The organism is Vibrio hepatarius, assembly GCF_001274785.1.
GTDB lineage: Bacteria > Pseudomonadota > Gammaproteobacteria > Enterobacterales > Vibrionaceae > Vibrio > Vibrio hepatarius.
This window is the reverse complement of sequence record NZ_LHPI01000012.1, coordinates 78,838-95,880: the sequence shown is the minus strand read 5'-3', so window position 1 is coordinate 95,880 and position 17,043 is coordinate 78,838. Positions and strand designations below refer to the sequence as shown.

The 17,043-nt window shown below is 45.9% G+C and carries 15 protein-coding genes; 11 read left to right on the top strand and 4 right to left on the bottom strand.

Features of this window, described 5'->3' with window-relative positions; all coding sequences use genetic code 11:
• Positions 1 to 3: 3 nt before the first annotated feature.
• The gene (locus AKJ31_RS13130) at positions 4 to 768 is read right to left on the bottom strand and encodes an alpha/beta fold hydrolase (protein ID WP_053409558.1); all 765 of its coding nucleotides are present in this window, start codon (positions 766 to 768) and stop codon (positions 4 to 6) included.
• Positions 769 to 909: 141 nt separating this feature from the next.
• On the opposite strand from AKJ31_RS13130, the gene seqA reads away from it, so the two are divergent.
• Both seqA and pgm read left to right on the top strand, forming a co-directional pair.
• The gene (seqA, locus tag AKJ31_RS13125) at positions 910 to 1,449 is read left to right on the top strand and encodes a replication initiation negative regulator SeqA (protein ID WP_053409557.1); all 540 of its coding nucleotides are present in this window, start codon (positions 910 to 912) and stop codon (positions 1,447 to 1,449) included.
• Between the two features lie 87 nt (positions 1,450 to 1,536).
• Complete coding sequence (pgm, locus tag AKJ31_RS13120; RefSeq protein ID WP_053409556.1) at positions 1,537 to 3,183, top strand: phosphoglucomutase (alpha-D-glucose-1,6-bisphosphate-dependent); 1,647 nt, start codon at positions 1,537 to 1,539, stop codon at positions 3,181 to 3,183.
• Between the two features lie 68 nt (positions 3,184 to 3,251).
• On the opposite strand, the gene AKJ31_RS13115 is transcribed toward pgm, so the two are convergent.
• A complete protein-coding gene (locus tag AKJ31_RS13115) occupies positions 3,252 to 4,016 on the bottom strand; it encodes a DUF1853 family protein (RefSeq protein ID WP_053409555.1) in 765 nt (254 codons plus the stop codon).
• A gap of 127 nt (positions 4,017 to 4,143) precedes the next feature.
• Here AKJ31_RS13115 and AKJ31_RS13110 point away from each other — a divergent pair, with 127 nt between their 5' ends.
• The gene (locus tag AKJ31_RS13110) at positions 4,144 to 4,902 is read left to right on the top strand and encodes a Nif3-like dinuclear metal center hexameric protein (RefSeq protein WP_053409554.1); all 759 of its coding nucleotides are present in this window, start codon (positions 4,144 to 4,146) and stop codon (positions 4,900 to 4,902) included.
• 72 nt (positions 4,903 to 4,974) lie between these two features.
• Here AKJ31_RS13110 and AKJ31_RS13105 read toward each other — a convergent pair whose 3' ends face one another.
• A complete protein-coding gene (locus AKJ31_RS13105; RefSeq protein ID WP_053409553.1) occupies positions 4,975 to 6,264 on the bottom strand; it encodes a citrate synthase in 1,290 nt (429 codons plus the stop codon).
• A 395-nt stretch (positions 6,265 to 6,659) separates the two neighbouring features.
• Between AKJ31_RS13105 and sdhC the strand changes: the two genes are divergently transcribed.
• The 8 genes from sdhC to sucD all read left to right on the top strand — a co-directional run bounded on the left by sdhC (position 6,660) and on the right by sucD (position 16,272).
• The gene (gene sdhC, locus AKJ31_RS13100; RefSeq protein ID WP_053409552.1) at positions 6,660 to 7,052 is read left to right on the top strand and encodes a succinate dehydrogenase cytochrome b556 subunit; all 393 of its coding nucleotides are present in this window, start codon (positions 6,660 to 6,662) and stop codon (positions 7,050 to 7,052) included.
• Positions 7,046 to 7,390, top strand: coding sequence for a succinate dehydrogenase, hydrophobic membrane anchor protein (sdhD, locus tag AKJ31_RS13095; protein ID WP_053409551.1), 345 nt, complete (start codon positions 7,046 to 7,048; stop codon positions 7,388 to 7,390). Before sdhC ends, sdhD begins: the two co-directional genes overlap by 7 nt.
• A complete protein-coding gene (gene sdhA, locus AKJ31_RS13090; protein ID WP_053409550.1) occupies positions 7,391 to 9,157 on the top strand; it encodes a succinate dehydrogenase flavoprotein subunit in 1,767 nt (588 codons plus the stop codon). It abuts the gene before it with no gap.
• A gap of 18 nt (positions 9,158 to 9,175) precedes the next feature.
• A complete protein-coding gene (locus AKJ31_RS13085) occupies positions 9,176 to 9,886 on the top strand; it encodes a succinate dehydrogenase iron-sulfur subunit (RefSeq protein ID WP_053409549.1) in 711 nt (236 codons plus the stop codon).
• 97 nt (positions 9,887 to 9,983) lie between these two features.
• Complete coding sequence (gene sucA / locus AKJ31_RS13080) at positions 9,984 to 12,809, top strand: 2-oxoglutarate dehydrogenase E1 component (RefSeq protein ID WP_053409548.1); 2,826 nt, start codon at positions 9,984 to 9,986, stop codon at positions 12,807 to 12,809.
• Between the two features lie 28 nt (positions 12,810 to 12,837).
• Positions 12,838 to 14,043 carry a 2-oxoglutarate dehydrogenase complex dihydrolipoyllysine-residue succinyltransferase gene (odhB, locus tag AKJ31_RS13075; RefSeq protein ID WP_053409547.1) on the top strand — a complete coding sequence of 402 codons (1,206 nt, stop codon included), beginning with the start codon at positions 12,838 to 12,840 and terminating at the stop codon, positions 14,041 to 14,043.
• A 190-nt stretch (positions 14,044 to 14,233) separates the two neighbouring features.
• Complete coding sequence (gene sucC / locus AKJ31_RS13070; protein WP_053409546.1) at positions 14,234 to 15,400, top strand: ADP-forming succinate--CoA ligase subunit beta; 1,167 nt, start codon at positions 14,234 to 14,236, stop codon at positions 15,398 to 15,400.
• Complete coding sequence (gene sucD / locus AKJ31_RS13065; RefSeq protein ID WP_045953798.1) at positions 15,400 to 16,272, top strand: succinate--CoA ligase subunit alpha; 873 nt, start codon at positions 15,400 to 15,402, stop codon at positions 16,270 to 16,272. The genes sucC and sucD overlap by 1 nt, the downstream gene beginning before the upstream one ends.
• Positions 16,273 to 16,356: 84 nt before the next feature.
• Here sucD and AKJ31_RS13060 read toward each other — a convergent pair whose 3' ends face one another.
• A complete protein-coding gene (locus tag AKJ31_RS13060) occupies positions 16,357 to 16,638 on the bottom strand; it encodes a hypothetical protein (protein WP_053409545.1) in 282 nt (93 codons plus the stop codon).
• Between the last annotated feature and the right edge of the window lie 405 nt (positions 16,639 to 17,043).

The window sequence follows — 17,043 nt, the reverse complement described above, 5'->3', positions numbered from 1 at the left end:
TTTTTACGAAATAAACTTGCGAATTGCTCTTAGCACTTCCGCCGGTTTTTCCGCGTGTAACCAGTGACCCGTATTGGCAATCACGTGCGCTTTCGCATTGGCAAATTGCTTTTGGACTTCGCTTTGGTGTTCTGTAGTTAAGTAGTCAGAATCACCACCTTTGATAAACAGGGTAGGTGTGGTGATTTTCTCAATTGGATTCCAACCCAGAATTTCCCAATAGTTATTCCAAAGGCTTTCTACGTTAAAACGCCATTCAAGATGCTCACCGCTGTTATACAGCGATTTACCCAAAAATTGTCGTACGCCTTCTAGCTCAATATGCTGGGCTAAAATCTCCAAAGCTTGTTTACGTGTAGTTGGCTTTTGCGCCAATACCGCTTTTAGTCCGGCAAACACATTGTCGTGGCGGCTTTGGCTGTATTTGACTGGCGCCATATCCAAAACGATCAGTTGGGTGATCTGTTCTTTGGCAAGCTCTGCCAGTTTCATCGCGACCTTGCCACCCATTGAGTGACCAATCACCGAGTATTGCTCGAGTTCTAACGACTGGATTAACTGATACACATCTTGCGCCATCAGTTCGTAATTATGCTCATCGCTTTGGAAAGAGAGTCCGTGATTGCGTAAATCGACGCTGACCACCTGATGATCTTGGCGCAAGTCTCTTGCCAGCAAACCTAAATTATCTAAGTTTCCAAACAGTCCGTGGATCAAAATGGTGGTGTGACCCTCACCTTCAATTTTGTAGTTGAGCAGTTGTGACATTTTATTTTATTCGTTGTGGTTGAACCTAGAGTCTCACTAAAGGCTTCATTCTGCTTTAGATATAGGATCTGAAACTCGCATCTTGAGGTTACTTGGGTATATAATCCCCCAGAGTTTAAACATAGAGATTGTGAAAAGCGAATGAAAACAATAGAGGTTGATGAGGATCTATACCGTTACATCGCAAGTCAAACCCAACATATTGGTGAGAGTGCGTCAGATATTTTACGTCGTCTTTTGGAAGTTGATGGTAAAAATCGACAACCAGCACCAGTAGTACCGGTTCAGCCACAAGGAATTGTGGTAAGCCGAGACGCGATCAAAGAAGAAAAAGTTGATGGCGTAAAAGAGATGCGTTCTCTACTGATTTCCGATGAGTTTGCCGGACTGAAAAAAGCGATTGATCGATTCATGCTGGTGCTTTCTACATTACACCGCATCGACCCAACTGGTTTTTCTGAAGCAACTCAAGTTAAAGGCCGTAAACGCGTTTACTTTGCTGACAACGAGCAAACCTTATTAGAGAGCGGCAATACGACGAAACCAAAAGCGATTCCTGGCTCCCCTTTCTGGGTTATTACCAACAATAACACTAGCCGCAAGCGCCAAATGGTCGATCAATTGATGACTCGCATGAGTTTTCCTGCTGATCTGACTGAAAAGGTTGCTAACTCAATTTAGAGAATTCTGATAAAAACCTCATAATGCGTGGCTCGTCTCCGTTATTATGAGGTTTTTACTTCTATTATTCTAAGAAAGGATGTCACTATGGCTATACACCCGCGCGCTGGACAAAAAGCGCAACAACAGGACTTACACAACATTCCTGCTTTAGTATCTAACTACTTCCTCCTTCAACCAGACCCAGCAAATCCGGCACACAAAGTTGAGTTTGGTACTTCAGGCCATAGAGGCACAGCCGATAAATCCACTTTTAACGAAAACCACATTCTCGCTATCGCGCAAGCTATCGCTGAAGTACGAGCTGAAAAAGGCACAACTGGACCTTTGTTTGTCGGTAAAGATACCCATGCCTTGTCTGAACCTGCGTTCTCAAGCGTGGTCGAAGTTTTGGTGGCAAATGGCGTAAACGTTATTGCTCAGCAAGACAATGGTTACACGCCAACGCCAGGTATTTCTCATGCGATTTTGACGTACAACCTAAACAACGAACAAAAAGCAGATGGCATTGTTATCACGCCATCGCATAACCCACCACAAGACGGTGGTATCAAATACAACCCAACTCATGGTGGTCCTGCTGAGGGTGAACTGACTCAAGCGATTCAAGACCGTGCTAATGAGCTGATTGCCGAAGGTCTACAAGGCGTGAAGCGTATGCCGCTTGCTGAAGCGAAAGCCTCGCCACTGTTTGTCGAATTGGATTTGGTGAAGCCATACATTGATGACTTGGTGAACGTTATCGATATGGAAGCGATCCAAAAAGCCAACCTTAAGATCGGTGTTGACCCACTAGGTGGTAGTGGTATCGATTACTGGCGCCAAATCGCGAAAGCGTACGATCTGAATCTAACGCTGGTAAGTGAAGCCATTGACCCTTCATTCCAGTTTATGTCTTTAGATAAAGACGGCGTAGTGCGTATGGACTGCTCATCACCTTACGCGATGGCTGGTTTGTTGGCGTTGAAAGACGACTATGATCTTGCGTTTGGTAACGACCCAGATTATGACCGCCACGGCATCGTGACACCAAAAGGTCTGATGAATCCTAACCACTACCTAGCGGTATGTATCGACTACCTTTACCGCCATCGTCAAGCTTGGGGGAAAGATGTTGCTGTTGGTAAGACACTGGTATCAAGCGCGTTGATTGACCGAGTTGTCGCAGACCTTGGCCGTGAACTGTGTGAAGTTCCGGTTGGCTTTAAGTGGTTTGTTGATGGTCTTTTTGAGGGCAAATTCGGCTTTGGTGGTGAAGAAAGTGCAGGTGCTTCTTTCTTACGTAAAGACGGCACACCTTGGTCGACGGATAAAGACGGCATCATTCTGTGTCTGCTCGCGGCAGAAATAACAGCAGTAACAGGCAAGAACCCACAAGAATACTACGAAGAGTTAGCCGCTAAACACGGCGAATCTCAGTACAACCGTATTCAAGCGGTTGCCAACGGACCTCAGAAAGACGTGCTGAAGAAACTGTCTGCAGAAATGGTAACAGCAGATACGTTGGCTGGTGATGCAATCACGGCACGTTTGACTCACGCTCCGGGTAATGGCGCAGCAATCGGTGGATTGAAAGTGACGACTGAGAACGGTTGGTTTGCTGCTCGTCCTTCTGGTACAGAAGACATCTACAAGATTTACTGTGAAAGCTTCAAAGGTGAAGAACACCTAAAACAAATCGAAGCGGAAGCGCAAGAGATTGTGAATCAGGTATTCGCAAACGCAGGTCTATAAAAGACACTGAGTTACGCGAAAAATAGAACAAAGGGTTGGTGTTTATACCAACCCTTTTTGTTGCCACTTTAGTTACTGCGATGGTTATTGGGCCAAGTGTCGGGTACGACAAACCAAAATTGACCTTGTCGAGTTTGAGCATGAACAAATCGCCCTTGTGGTTTTTCTAACGGCTGGTTGAATTCGGTGATGCCCGTTGCCCAACAAGCTTTATCCAACTCGAAGAGTTCCTCTTCAATTTGTTCCCACTGACTTTGATAACACCAATAGCCTGTAATTTGGCTGGCGTTGAGTGTAAAACCTAAGCATTCGCTTGGTACCGTTTCTTGAGTAAATGGGTTGATGTATAAGCGGCCTTGTAACAACAGATGCTCGGATAAATTATCCAGATGCGGATATTGATGCTTAAACGGTTCTGAAGCGCTCATCTTTAGTTGGTGGTTGAGCATTCTCGCCAGTTTTTTATCTAGCTGATCATGGGCGTTGGGACCAAACCAAGTTCCTTGATGTAGCAGGTAAAATTTGATCGCGACTTCCCAATGTTCGAGTTGATTGGATTGATGATTCTTGAGGATAAGATCGATCGCGCCGAGAGTTTGTCCGTTATTGTGATTGATTTGCGCTTCATCGAGCACGATGGAATAGCGCCCACTTTGTTTGAGTAACTCAGTACACAAATGCTGGTAAAGAAAACCGAGCCTCGGGTTGCCAGTGTATTCGCTGTTTTGGAATGGTTTCACATCAATGTCTTCGAGTGAGACGAACGGTGGAGTCAGCTCAAAAAGTGACGGCGAATTGGCAATCCATGTATAAAAGCGTTGCAGCTGGTTCATCTTAAATCCTGATTGTTGGCATCTTGCCGTAAACGTCTTGTTCTATTGTAACCATTTCTGATTGCATCTAGCATCACCCATATCGTTCGAATACACTGGGTGAATGGCGAAGTAAGCGGAAGTCAGAATGAATAATTTACAACTGGAAAAAGTACTAAACGAGCTGTTGTCTCCTCAATTGATTAAAGATTATGCGCCGAACGGACTGCAGGTTGAGGGCAAAGCGGAGATCAAACGAGTCGTAACCGGTGTCACGGCTTCACAGGCATTGATCGACAAAGCGGTAGAGTTAAACGCCGACGCATTATTGGTTCACCATGGTTACTTTTGGAAAGGTGAGCCAGAGCCAATTCGAGGAATGAAAGGCAAGCGAATTCGTACCTTGATCAAAAATGACATCAATCTATATGGTTACCATTTGCCTCTCGATATTCATCCCGAGTTAGGTAATAACGCCAAATTGGCTTGCCTGTTAGAAATAGAAGTGGAAGGTGGTTTAGAAGGGCATCCTCAGTCTGTTGCTATGTACGGTCGTTTAAAGCAGCCGCTCAGTGGTAAAGAGTTTGCCGATAGAATTAACCAAGTGCTTAATCGAGTTCCATTACATATCGCGCCTGAAGATGGTGACAAAATCATTGAAACCGTGGGTTGGTGTACAGGTGGTGGACAAGACTTTATAGAGTTGGCGGTTTCCAACGGTTTAGATGCGTTTATTTCCGGGGAGATCTCGGAGCGTACCACCTATACCGCGCGTGAAATGGGTATCCATTACTTCTCTGCGGGTCATCATGCGACAGAACGTTATGGGGTAAAAGCGTTAGGCGAGTGGCTCGCACGCGAACATGAATTAGACGTGACGTTTATCGATATCGATAATCCGGTTTAATCTAAGCAGAAAAGAAAAAGGTTGGCGCTTGGCCAACCTTTTTTATTGCTTCTATATCACTAACGAAAGTGATTACTCGCGTTCGTGCATAGGTTTGAAATCACGTTGCTCTTCACCTGTGTAAAGCTGACGAGGGCGGCCGATACGGTTTAGTGGGTCACTGTGCATTTCGTTCCAGTGAGCAATCCAACCGATAGTACGTGAAATCGCGAAGATAACCGTAAACATAGATACAGGGATACCAATCGCTTTAAGGATGATGCCTGAGTAGAAATCTACGTTCGGGTAAAGTTTCTTCGATACAAAGTATTCGTCAGAAAGCGCGATACGCTCAAGTTCCATTGCTACGTCTAGTAGTGGATCTTTAATGTTTAGCTCTTTCAGTACTTCGTGACATGTTTCGCGCATTACTGTCGCACGTGGGTCGTAGTTTTTGTAAACACGGTGACCAAAGCCCATTAGGCGGAATGGGTCATCTTTGTCCTTAGCACGTTCAACGTACTCAGGAATGTTTTCAACACTACCGATCTCTTCAAGCATCTTCAGACATGCTTCGTTAGCACCACCGTGAGCAGGACCCCATAGGGATGCGATACCCGCGGCAATACATGCGAATGGGTTCGCGCCAGAAGAACCAGCTAGACGAACGGTCGATGTTGACGCGTTTTGCTCATGGTCTGCGTGAAGAGTAAAGATTTTATCCATCGCGCGAGCTACAACAGGGTTAACTTCGTACTCTTCACATGGGTTTGCGAACATCATGTGTAGGTAGTTTTCTGCGTAGCTTAGGTCGTTACGTGGGTAGATGAACGGTTGACCAACTGAGTACTTGTAACACATAGCAGCCAGAGTAGGCATTTTAGACAGTAGTCGGTATGCCGCGATCTCGCGGTGTTCATCATTATTAATGTCGAGTGAATCGTGGTAGAACGCAGCAAGTGCACCAACCACACCACACATAACCGCCATTGGGTGAGCATCACGACGGAAGCCATGGAAAAAGCTTGCGATTTGCTCATGTACCATCGTATGACGAGTTACTGTGGTTTTGAATTGTTCGTATTGTTCACGTGTAGGGGCTTCACCATAAAGAAGGATATAACATACTTCTAAGTAATCAGCGTTATTAGCTAACTGATCAATCGGGTAACCGCGGTGTAGAAGAATACCTTTTCCACCGTCGATGTACGTGATTTGAGATTCACAGGATGCAGTGGCAAGAAAACCAGGGTCAAAAGTGAAAAATCCATTTGCTCCCAGTGTACGAACGTCAATTACAGGGGTACCTAAAGCACCTTCCATAATTGGCAGCTCGATCGGCGCTTGACCTTCAACATGAAGGGTAGCTTTCTTATCTGCCATAACAATCTCCTTTGTTTATTATTTAATCCGTCCAGGATGTTTGTGTGACATTTTTGTACGTGCATTCGTTATCAAAGTCAATTTATCTCCTCTGATGTGTGCACTTGTTATGATTTTTTGAACACGTAACGCTAAAAACCTGTCCTGTGTAGCAAAAATTGTTACATCAATTGTATTAGAATGTTGCCAGCCGTATAGTGGCGCAGTAAATTTTGGTGGAAACCTAATAAATTCAAGGCTTGAAACAAAAGTGAGGTGAAGTTTTAATCCTTGTTGTTAACAAAAATTTTACAAAATACTCAGCAGTTTGATGGGGGTAGTTGTTAAATAAATGTTAACTTTTGTAGGTTTGCAACCAAAATTCGTTCATAACTATAAATGCTCAATGGAGCTGAGTGAGCAAGCCCGTGAAAGAAAGAAAGTCAAGACCTGTTAATTTAGATTTACAGACCATTCGCTTTCCGATCACTGCAATCGCATCTATCTTACACCGAGTCTCCGGTGTAATTACGTTTGTCGCGGTCGGGATCCTGCTTTGGTTACTATCCATATCCTTAAATTCCCCAGCTGGCTACGCAGAAGCAGTCGACATTGTTGATGGCTTTTTTGTGAAGTTTATCTTGTGGGGCATTCTAACGGCATTGGCCTACCATATTGCTGGCGGTATTCGTCATCTACTTATGGACCTAGGTCATTTTGAAGAGCTGGAATCTGGCGCAATGAGCGCTAAGGTTGCATTCGCAGCGACAGCCGTTCTGTCACTATTAGCAGGGGTATTGGTATGGTAAAACACATTTCCTCATTTGGTCGTAATGGTGTACACGATTACCTACTGATTCGTGCTACCGCGATCATCATGACGCTTTATACTGTTTATCTGGTTAGCTTCTGCGCTTTCACAGATATTTCTTACGTATCTTGGACCCAATTCTTTGGTGGCACGTTCACTAAAGTCTTTACGATGCTTGCATTGGTTTCTGTTCTTATCCACGCCTGGATTGGTTTGTGGCAAGTGCTAACAGACTACATTAAGTGCGCTAAGCTTCGTGGTGGCCTACAGTTAGGTGTTATTGCTGTTCTGTTTGGTTACTTCTTCTCTGGTCTATTTATTCTGTGGGGTGCGTAAGTGTCTATTCCAGTTCGCGAATTTGATGCCGTAGTAATCGGCGCTGGTGGTGCAGGCATGCGTGCTGCGCTACAAATCTCAGAGCAAGGCCTAAGCTGTGCTCTACTATCAAAAGTTTTCCCAACTCGTTCTCATACCGTATCTGCACAGGGTGGTATCACTGTAGCGCTCGGTAATGCGCACGAAGACCATTGGGAACAACACATGTACGATACGGTCAAAGGTTCTGACTACATCGGCGACCAAGATGCGATCGAATACATGTGTAAAAACGGTCCAGAATCGGTTATCGAATTAGAGAAAATGGGTCTTCCTTTCTCTCGTTTTGACAATGGTACAATTTACCAACGCCCATTTGGTGGACAGTCAAAGAACTTTGGCGGTGAACAAGCTGCACGTACAGCTGCTGCAGCTGACCGTACGGGCCACGCATTGTTGCATACGCTTTACCAACAAAATATTAAGCATAAAACAACCGTATTCTCTGAGTGGTATGCGCTTGATCTCGTTAAAAACGAAGACGGTGTTGTTTTAGGTTGTACTGCACTTTGTATGGAAACGGGTGAGGTTTGTTACTTCAAGTCTAAAGCGACAATCCTAGCGACAGGCGGTGCAGGTCGTATTTACGCGTCAACAACTAACGCACACATCAACACGGGTGATGGTGTTGGTATGGCACTACGTGCTGGCGTACCAATGCAAGACATGGAAATGTGGCAGTTCCACCCGACAGGTATCGCTGGTGCTGGTGTTCTAGTTACTGAAGGCTGTCGTGGTGAAGGTGGTTACCTACTAAACAAAGATGGTGAACGCTTCATGGAACGTTACGCACCAAACGCGAAAGACCTTGCTGGTCGTGACGTGGTTGCGCGTTCAATGATGATTGAGATCCGTGAAGGCCGCGGTTGTGATGGTCCTTGGGGTCCACACATCAAACTCAAACTGGATCACCTAGGTAAAGACACACTTGAATCTCGTCTGCCGGGTGTATGTGAGCTTTCTCGTACGTTTGCACACGTGGATCCAGTTAAAGAACCGATTCCAGTTATTCCAACCTGTCACTATATGATGGGTGGTATTCCAACTCAGGTATCAGGTCAGGCAATCAAACAAGATCAAAATGGTGCAGATGTTGAAATCCAAGGCCTATTCGCTTGTGGTGAAATCGCATCTGTATCTGTGCACGGTGCTAACCGTCTAGGTGGTAACTCACTTCTAGACTTGGTGGTATTTGGTCGTGCAACAGGCCTGCATCTTGGTGAAACTTTGCTTAAGCAAGCTGACGCTAAACCTGCCACTGAAGCTGATATTGAACGTTCTCTTGAGCGTTACAACCGTTGGGAAAACAGTACTGACGGTGAAGACCCAGCACAGATTCGCAAAGACCTACAGCAATGCATGCAAAACAACTTCTCGGTATTCCGCGAAGGCGATGCAATGGCGAAAGGTTTAGAAGAGTTGAAGGCGATTCGCGAGCGTTTGAAAAACGCACACCTTGCGGACAAGTCGACAGAGTTCAACACGCAGCGTATTGAGTGTTTAGAACTAGAAAACTTGATGGAAACAGCGTTTGCAACAGCTGTAGCGGCTAACTACCGTACAGAAAGTCGTGGTGCGCATGCTCGTTTTGACTTCCCAGATCGTAACGATGAGCAGTGGCTATGTCACTCTATCTACAATCCGGAAACTGAGTCGATGACGAAGCGTGATGTAAACATGGAACCTGTTCATCGTGAAGCTTTTCCACCAAAAGCACGTACGTACTAAGGAAAGGAGGGTAAGAATATGAAACTGAATTTCTCTTTGTACCGCTACAACCCGGATGTCGACCAAAAGCCTTACATGAAAGAGTACACACTTGAAGTGGAAGATGGCTCTGACATGATGCTATTGGATGCTCTGATCCTGTTGAAAGAGCAAGATCCAAGCATTTCTTTCCGCCGCTCGTGTCGTGAAGGCGTTTGTGGTTCGGATGGTTTAAACATGAATGGTAAGAACGGTCTTGCATGTATCACTCCGCTATCTGCACTGCAAGGTGATAAAATTGTTATCCGTCCACTACCGGGGCTTCCAGTTGTTCGCGATCTTATCGTTGACATGACGCAGTTCTACGATAACTATGCGAAAGTGAAGCCATTCTTGATTGATGATGGTGCATTACCACCGTCTCGTGAGAACTTGCAAACTCCAGATGAACGTGCACATTTAGATGGATTGTACGAATGTATCATGTGTGCATGTTGTACGACATCTTGTCCATCGTTCTGGTGGAACCCAGATAAATTTATCGGCCCAGCTGGTCTTCTAGCCGCTTACCGTTGGTTAATTGATAGCCGCGATACAGCAACAGACGAACGCTTATCAAATCTTGATGATGCATTTAGCGTTTTCCGTTGCCATGGCATCATGAATTGTGTAAGTGTTTGTCCTAAAGGGCTAAACCCAACGAAAGCAATTGGTCATATTAAGACTATGCTTGTAAACCGTTCGGTTTAAATTTAATAACAAAATTGCCGGTCACGATGGTGTGACCGGCTTTTAATAGCTCGGCAAAGACCGAAGCAAACGTGAAAACTACTGGTTAAGGGAAAATATGCACAACGGCGTGATGAAGGCATGGCTCGAGTCTTCACACTTGGCTGGCGCCAATGCAACGTATGTAGAGGACCTCTACGAACTGTATCTAAGTGATCCCGATCTGGTAAGTGAGGAGTGGAAACGCGTTTTTGATGGCCTACCTAAGCCTTCAGATGAAGTGGTCGAACAACCACATTCGCGTGTCCGTGACTACTTCCGACGACTCGCTCAAGAAACAAAGCATTACAGTGTCCAAGTTAGTGATCCAGATGTCGACGCTAAACAAGTTAAAGTACTTCAATTAATCAATGCTTACCGTTTCCGAGGACACGAAGCGGCACAGCTTGACCCTCTAGGTTTATGGCAGCGCCCACCTGTGGCGGAGCTAGAACCTGCATTTCACAATCTCACCCAAGATGACCTTGAAGAGTCCTTCAACGTAGGTTCTTTTGCTATCGGCCAAGAAACGATGCAACTGAAAGACATCTACTCGTCTCTGAAGAAAATCTACTGTGGCTCAATCGGTGCAGAATACATGCACATGACAGACACTGAGCAAAAACGTTGGATTCAACAACGTCTTGAATCAGTAGTTGGTCAGCCATCTTTCACTGAAGAAGAAAAACACACATTCCTAGACGAGCTGACTGCAGCTGAAGGTCTAGAGCGTTACTTGGGTGCTAAATTCCCAGGTGCGAAGCGTTTCTCTTTGGAAGGCGGTGATGCACTGATCCCAATGACGAAAGAATTGATTCGTCATGCGGGTACAAGTGGAATGCGTGAAGTGGTTATCGGTATGGCCCACCGTGGTCGTCTGAATATGCTGGTCAACGTTCTAGGTAAGAAACCTCAAGATCTGTTTGATGAGTTTGCGGGTAAGCATGACGAAACATGGGGTACGGGCGATGTTAAGTACCACCAAGGTTTCTCTGCAGACTTTGCGACTCCAGGTGGTGACGTTCACTTAGCACTAGCATTTAACCCATCTCACCTAGAGATCGTAAACCCAGTAGTTATCGGTTCGGTACGTGCTCGTCAGGATCGCTTAGGTGATAAAGACGGCAGCACAGTACTGCCAATCACTATTCACGGTGACTCGGCTATCGCGGGTCAGGGTGTGGTGGCAGAGACATTCAACATGTCTCAAGCGCGTGGTTTCCAAGTCGGCGGTACCGTACGTATCGTAGTGAACAACCAAGTTGGTTTCACAACGTCTAACCCACGTGATACACGCTCAACCATGTACTGTACTGATATCGCGAAGATGGTACAGGCGCCGATTTTCCACGTTAACGCGGATGACCCAGAAGCCGTAGCATTTGTTACACGTATCGCTCTGGATTACCGTAACGAATTTAAACGCGATGTTGTTATCGATTTGGTTTGTTACCGTCGCCACGGTCACAACGAAGCGGACGAGCCAAATGCGACTCAGCCGCTGATGTACCAAAAAATCAAGAAACACCCAACGCCACGTAAGCTATACGCAGACGTACTGATCGAGCGCGGTGTGCTTGGTATCGATACAGCAACGCAACTGGTAAACGAGTATCGCGATGCCCTTGACCACGGTGAAGTTGTGGTAAAAGAGTGGCGTCCAATGGCTCTGCATTCTGTCGACTGGTCACCATACTTAGGGCATGACTGGGATACTGAATGGGCAAACCAGTTTGATAAAGAGCGCTTAATCGAATTAGGCAAGCGTATTTGTCAGTACCCAGAAAGTCATAAGCTACAAAGCCGTGTAAACAAGCTTTACAACGATCGTATTGCGATGGTGAGCGGCGAGAAAGCTATCGACTGGGGTATGGCAGAAACTCTAGCGTACGCAACACTGGTCGATGATGGTAAGCGTATCCGTATCTCGGGTCAGGATTCTGGTCGTGGTACCTTCTTCCACCGTCACTCAGTACTGCATAACCAGAATGACGCAAGTGTTTACATCCCGCTAGCGAATATTCACGACAAGCAAGGTCCTTTCCAAGTATTCGACTCTGTATTGTCTGAAGAAGCGGTACTGGCGTTTGAATATGGTTACGCGACTGCTGAACCAGGTGGTCTGACTATCTGGGAAGCTCAGTTTGGTGATTTCGCCAACGGTGCGCAGGTAGTAATCGACCAATTTATTTCATCTGGTGAGCAGAAATGGGCTCGCTTGTGTGGTCTAACGATGCTTCTACCTCACGGTTACGAAGGTCAGGGCCCTGAGCACTCATCTGCACGTCTTGAGCGTTACCTACAGCTATGTGCTGAACAGAACATGCAAGTGGTTGTGCCATCAACACCTGCACAGGTTTACCACATGATTCGCCGTCAGGTAGTACGCCCAATGCGTCGTCCACTGATTGTTATGTCTCCGAAGTCACTATTGCGTCATCCGCTATGTATTTCTTCTATGGAAGATCTTGCAGAAGGCACTTTCCAACCAGCAATCCCAGAGATTGATAATCTGGATCCTGCGAAAGTGAAACGTGTAGTGTTCTGTTCAGGTAAGGTTTACTTCGACCTTCTTGAGCAGCGTCGTAACAATGAACAAGACGATGTAGCGATTGTTCGTATCGAACAGCTTTACCCATTCCCAATGGAAGACGTAAAAGCAGCTATCGCACCATACACCAATGTAGAAGATTTTGTTTGGTGTCAGGAAGAGCCTCAAAACCAGGGTGCTTGGTACTGTAGCCAACATAACTTCCGTGCTGCTATCCCAGCAGGCGCTGATCTCAAATACGCTGGCCGCCCAGCATCAGCATCTCCTGCAGTAGGTTACATGTCAGTACACTTGAAACAACAGAAAGCGTTAGTTGAAGACGCACTAAACGTGAATACAAAAACTTCGGATTAAGAACTAGAAGTTAAAGGAAGAAACAGATATGACAATTGAAATTCTGGTTCCAGATTTACCTGAATCTGTCGCTGACGCTACGGTAGCAACATGGCACAAGCAACCAGGCGACGTAGTAGAGCGCGATGAAGTACTGGTTGATATCGAAACGGATAAAGTAGTCCTTGAAGTACCAGCGCCAGAAGCGGGTGTTTTGGAAGCGATCATCGAAGTAGAAGGTGCAACCGTACTTTCTAAGCAACTGCTTGCTAAGCTAAAACCTGGCGCAGTTGCGGGAGAGCCAACCGCAGATAAAACGGAAGGTACAGAGGCTTCTCCTGATAAGCGCCACAAAGCGGCACTGACTGAAGAAAGCAACGATGCGCTAAGCCCAGCGGTTCGTCGCCTATTAGCAGAACACAACCTAGAAGCTAGCCAAGTGAAAGGTACTGGTGTTGGTGGTCGTATCACTCGTGAAGATATCGATGCGCACCTAGCGAACGCGAAAGCAGCTCCTAAAGCAGAGGCTCCAGCGGTTGAAGCTCCTGCTGCGGCTCGTAGCCAAAAACGTGTTCCTATGACTCGTCTACGTAAGACAGTTGCGAACCGTCTGCTAGAAGCGAAAAACAGCACGGCGATGCTAACCACGTTCAACGAAGTAAACATGAAGCCAATCATGGACCTTCGTAAGCAGTACAAAGACCAGTTTGAAGAGCGCCACGGTACTCGTCTAGGTTTCATGTCTTTCTACGTGAAAGCAGTAACTGAAGCGCTAAAACGTTACCCAGAAGTGAACGCGTCAATCGATGGCGATGATATCGTTTACCACAACTACTTCGACATCAGCATGGCAGTATCTACGCCACGTGGTCTAGTGACTCCAGTACTGAAAGACTGTGACACACTAGGTTTCGCTGACATCGAAAAAGGCATCAAAGAGCTAGCAATCAAAGGTCGTGATGGCAAACTGACAGTAGACGAGCTAATGGGCGGTAACTTCACTATCACTAACGGTGGTGTGTTCGGTTCATTGATGTCTACGCCAATCATCAACCCACCGCAATCAGCGATTCTTGGTATGCACAAAATCCAAGAGCGTCCAATGGCGGTAAACGGCAAAGTTGAAATCTTGCCGATGATGTACTTGGCACTATCTTACGACCACCGTCTAATCGATGGCCGTGAGTCAGTGGGCTTCCTAGTAACGATTAAAGAGCTACTAGAAGATCCAGCACGTCTGCTATTAGACGTTTAATATCGCTAAAACGTCTAGTCACCCAAGGTGGCTAGACGTCTATAGTTTGCAAGGCTAGACTGCTCAACATCTGGCCTTCATTTGAGTCTCATGACTTATTTGAAAACGCCCTACAGACGCATACGCAGCCAAGACTGCAGCGTTATGGAAATAATAAATCCCTCAAGGGAAGAACAAACGGAATATCAAAATGAATTTGCATGAATACCAAGCCAAACAGCTGTTTGCAGAATTCGGATTGCCAGTGCCTGAAGGCTACGCATGTGATACCCCACAAGAAGCTTTTGAAGCTGCTGGCCGCATCAGTACTGAGAAGAAAGTAGTTAAGTGTCAGGTTCACGCTGGTGGCCGTGGTAAAGCGGGTGGTGTTGAACTGCACGATACCAAAGACGGTGTAAAAGAGTTTGCACAAAAGTGGCTAGGTAAAAACCTAGTAACTTACCAAACAGACGCAAATGGTCAGCCAGTAACTAAAATCCTTGTTGAAGAAGCTTCAAACATTGCTAACGAATTATACCTAGGTGCGGTAGTTGACCGTGCTAGCCGTAAGATCGTTTTCATGGCTTCGACAGAAGGTGGTGTGGAAATCGAAAAAGTTGCGGAAGAAACGCCGGAACTAATCCACAAAGCAGCGATCGATCCGCTAGTAGGCCCACAAGCTTACCAAGGTCGCGAGCTTGCGTTCAAACTTGGTCTTGAAGGCGACCAAATCAAACAATTCGTTAAGATCTTTATGGGTCTTGGCACTATGTTCTCTCAGTACGACCTTGCTCTACTAGAGATCAACCCGCTTGTGATTACTGCTGAAGGCAACCTGCTATGTCTTGATGGTAAGATCAACATCGACTCAAACGCACTTTACCGTCAGCCTAAGCTTCGTGAAATGCACGATCCATCGCAAGAAGATGAGCGAGAAGCGCACGCAGCTCAGTGGGAACTGAACTACGTAGCACTAGACGGTAACGTTGGCTGTATGGTTAACGGTGCAGGTCTAGCAATGGGTACGATGGATATCGTAAACCTACACGGCGGCAAACCAGCTAACTTCCTAGATGTAGGTGGCGGCGCAACCAAAGAACGTGTTGCTGAAGCATTCAAGATCATCCTATCTGATGACAACGTGAAAGCGGTACTTGTAAACATCTTCGGCGGTATCGTACGTTGTGACATGATCGCAGAAGGTATTATCGGTGCGGTTAAAGAGGTAGGTGTAAGCGTACCTGTTGTTGTTCGTCTAGAAGGTACTAACGCTGACTTGGGTCGCGAAGTTCTTGCTAATTCTGATGTTGATATCATTGCTGCTGAGTCGCTAACTGATGCTGCTCAGAAAGTTGTTGCTGCTGCGGAGGCTAAATAATGTCTGTATTAATTAACAAAGACACTAAAGTAATCTGTCAGGGTTTCACTGGTGGTCAAGGTACTTTCCACTCAGAGCAAGCTATCGCATACGGTACGCAAATGGTTGGTGGTGTGTCTCCAGGTAAAGGCGGCCAAACTCACCTAGGTCTTCCTGTGTTCAACACAGTTCGTGAAGCAGTAGAAGCGACTGGCGCAACAGCGACAGTCATCTACGTACCTGCACCTTTCTGTAAAGATGCAATCCTAGAAGCGATTGACGCGGGTATCGAGCTAATCGTAACTATCACGGAAGGCATACCGACAACAGATATGATCGACGTGAAAGTGAAGCTAGAAGAAACTGGCGTTCGCATGATCGGTCCTAACTGTCCGGGTGTTATCACTCCTGATGAGTGTAAGATCGGTATCATGCCTGGTCACATCCACAAGAAAGGTAAAGTAGGTATCGTATCTCGCAGCGGTACTCTGACTTACGAAGCAGTTAAGCAAACCACTGACGAAGGTTTCGGCCAGTCAACTTGTGTTGGTATCGGTGGTGACCCAATCCCAGGTTCAAACTTCATTGATATTCTAAAACTGTTCCAAGAAGACCCAGAAACTGAAGCGATCGTAATGATCGGCGAAATCGGTGGTACAGCGGAAGAAGAAGCGGCAGCGTTCATCAAAGAGAACGTGACTAAACCAGTTGTGTCTTACATCGCTGGTGTAACTGCGCCTCCAGGTAAGCGTATGGGCCACGCTGGTGCGATTATCTCTGGTGGTAAAGGTACTGCTGAAGACAAATTTGCTGCACTAGAAGCGGCTGGCGTTAAGACTGTTAAATCTCTAGCAGAGATCGGTAAAGGTCTACGCGAAGTAACGGGTTGGTAATCAACCGTTACTAGATAAATAGAAAGGCTTGGCAATATGCCAAGCCTTTTTGTTTTCTGGTTCGATACAAGCAGAGCTTTCTCGTTAACCGAGTTTACTCTCCAGTGCAGTGAGTCTTTGCTGTAACTCGGCAACCTGTTTTTCCAGTTCACTGATTCTGTCTTGTTCACTTTGCTGTTTAGCGGCAATTTCTACTTTTGGTACTCGATTAGCACTTTTCCAGCTTTTTAATGCAGTGATTAACGCTGGCATCGGGATTGGCGTACTCAAGCGCGTTTTGACCAACGCGACAGTGGGTTCTTTTCCTTCCTGATGTAACTGTTCCAATACATCTTTGAGCTCTTGGCTGACATCTTGGGTAAGCATATAACCTCCAAATTCCTTTCTTTGCCAATAATACTGACGTTTGCTATCGATAGCGAATAGAGAATTCGGAAACTTGTTGTACGAGATCTCTTACACGCGATGTGAGATAAAACGATTGCGCGTGCTGAGTAAAAGTAGATATTTACCCGTAACATAATGAAAATATTGATATTTATCGATTGTTTAATAGATGTTTCAATAAAGATATTTTTCCGAGGCATTGTCTAATTCGTTATAAAGCGTAGATTAATAGGTGTCGGAAGGATGCTGACACGGAACAGGAACTCACCAAGGACTGGTTATCTTCAGGAAGAAGATTTGGTTGACTAGGATAGTTGACCAGCATGAAGCGAAGGACAGTGTACGGACACGCTCGTTGATAGGATTTCAGCGACAAAGGAATGA

What these genes read in the sequence shown, in the direction of transcription:
- AKJ31_RS13130 (WP_053409558.1), bottom strand. Translation starts at nt 768, where the DNA reads ATGTCACAACTGCTCAACTACAAAATTGAAGGTGAGGGTCACACCACC.
- seqA (WP_053409557.1), top strand. Translation starts at nt 910, where the DNA reads ATGAAAACAATAGAGGTTGATGAGGATCTATACCGTTACATCGCAAGT.
- pgm (WP_053409556.1), top strand. Translation starts at nt 1,537, where the DNA reads ATGGCTATACACCCGCGCGCTGGACAAAAAGCGCAACAACAGGACTTA.
- AKJ31_RS13115 (WP_053409555.1), bottom strand. Translation starts at nt 4,016, where the DNA reads ATGAACCAGCTGCAACGCTTTTATACATGGATTGCCAATTCGCCGTCA.
- AKJ31_RS13110 (WP_053409554.1), top strand. Translation starts at nt 4,144, where the DNA reads ATGAATAATTTACAACTGGAAAAAGTACTAAACGAGCTGTTGTCTCCT.
- AKJ31_RS13105 (WP_053409553.1), bottom strand. Translation starts at nt 6,264, where the DNA reads ATGGCAGATAAGAAAGCTACCCTTCATGTTGAAGGTCAAGCGCCGATC.
- sdhD (WP_053409551.1), top strand. Translation starts at nt 7,046, where the DNA reads ATGGTAAAACACATTTCCTCATTTGGTCGTAATGGTGTACACGATTAC.
- AKJ31_RS13085 (WP_053409549.1), top strand. Translation starts at nt 9,176, where the DNA reads ATGAAACTGAATTTCTCTTTGTACCGCTACAACCCGGATGTCGACCAA.
- sucA (WP_053409548.1), top strand. Translation starts at nt 9,984, where the DNA reads ATGCACAACGGCGTGATGAAGGCATGGCTCGAGTCTTCACACTTGGCT.
- odhB (WP_053409547.1), top strand. Translation starts at nt 12,838, where the DNA reads ATGACAATTGAAATTCTGGTTCCAGATTTACCTGAATCTGTCGCTGAC.
- sucC (WP_053409546.1), top strand. Translation starts at nt 14,234, where the DNA reads ATGAATTTGCATGAATACCAAGCCAAACAGCTGTTTGCAGAATTCGGA.
- sucD (WP_045953798.1), top strand. Translation starts at nt 15,400, where the DNA reads ATGTCTGTATTAATTAACAAAGACACTAAAGTAATCTGTCAGGGTTTC.
- AKJ31_RS13060 (WP_053409545.1), bottom strand. Translation starts at nt 16,638, where the DNA reads ATGCTTACCCAAGATGTCAGCCAAGAGCTCAAAGATGTATTGGAACAG.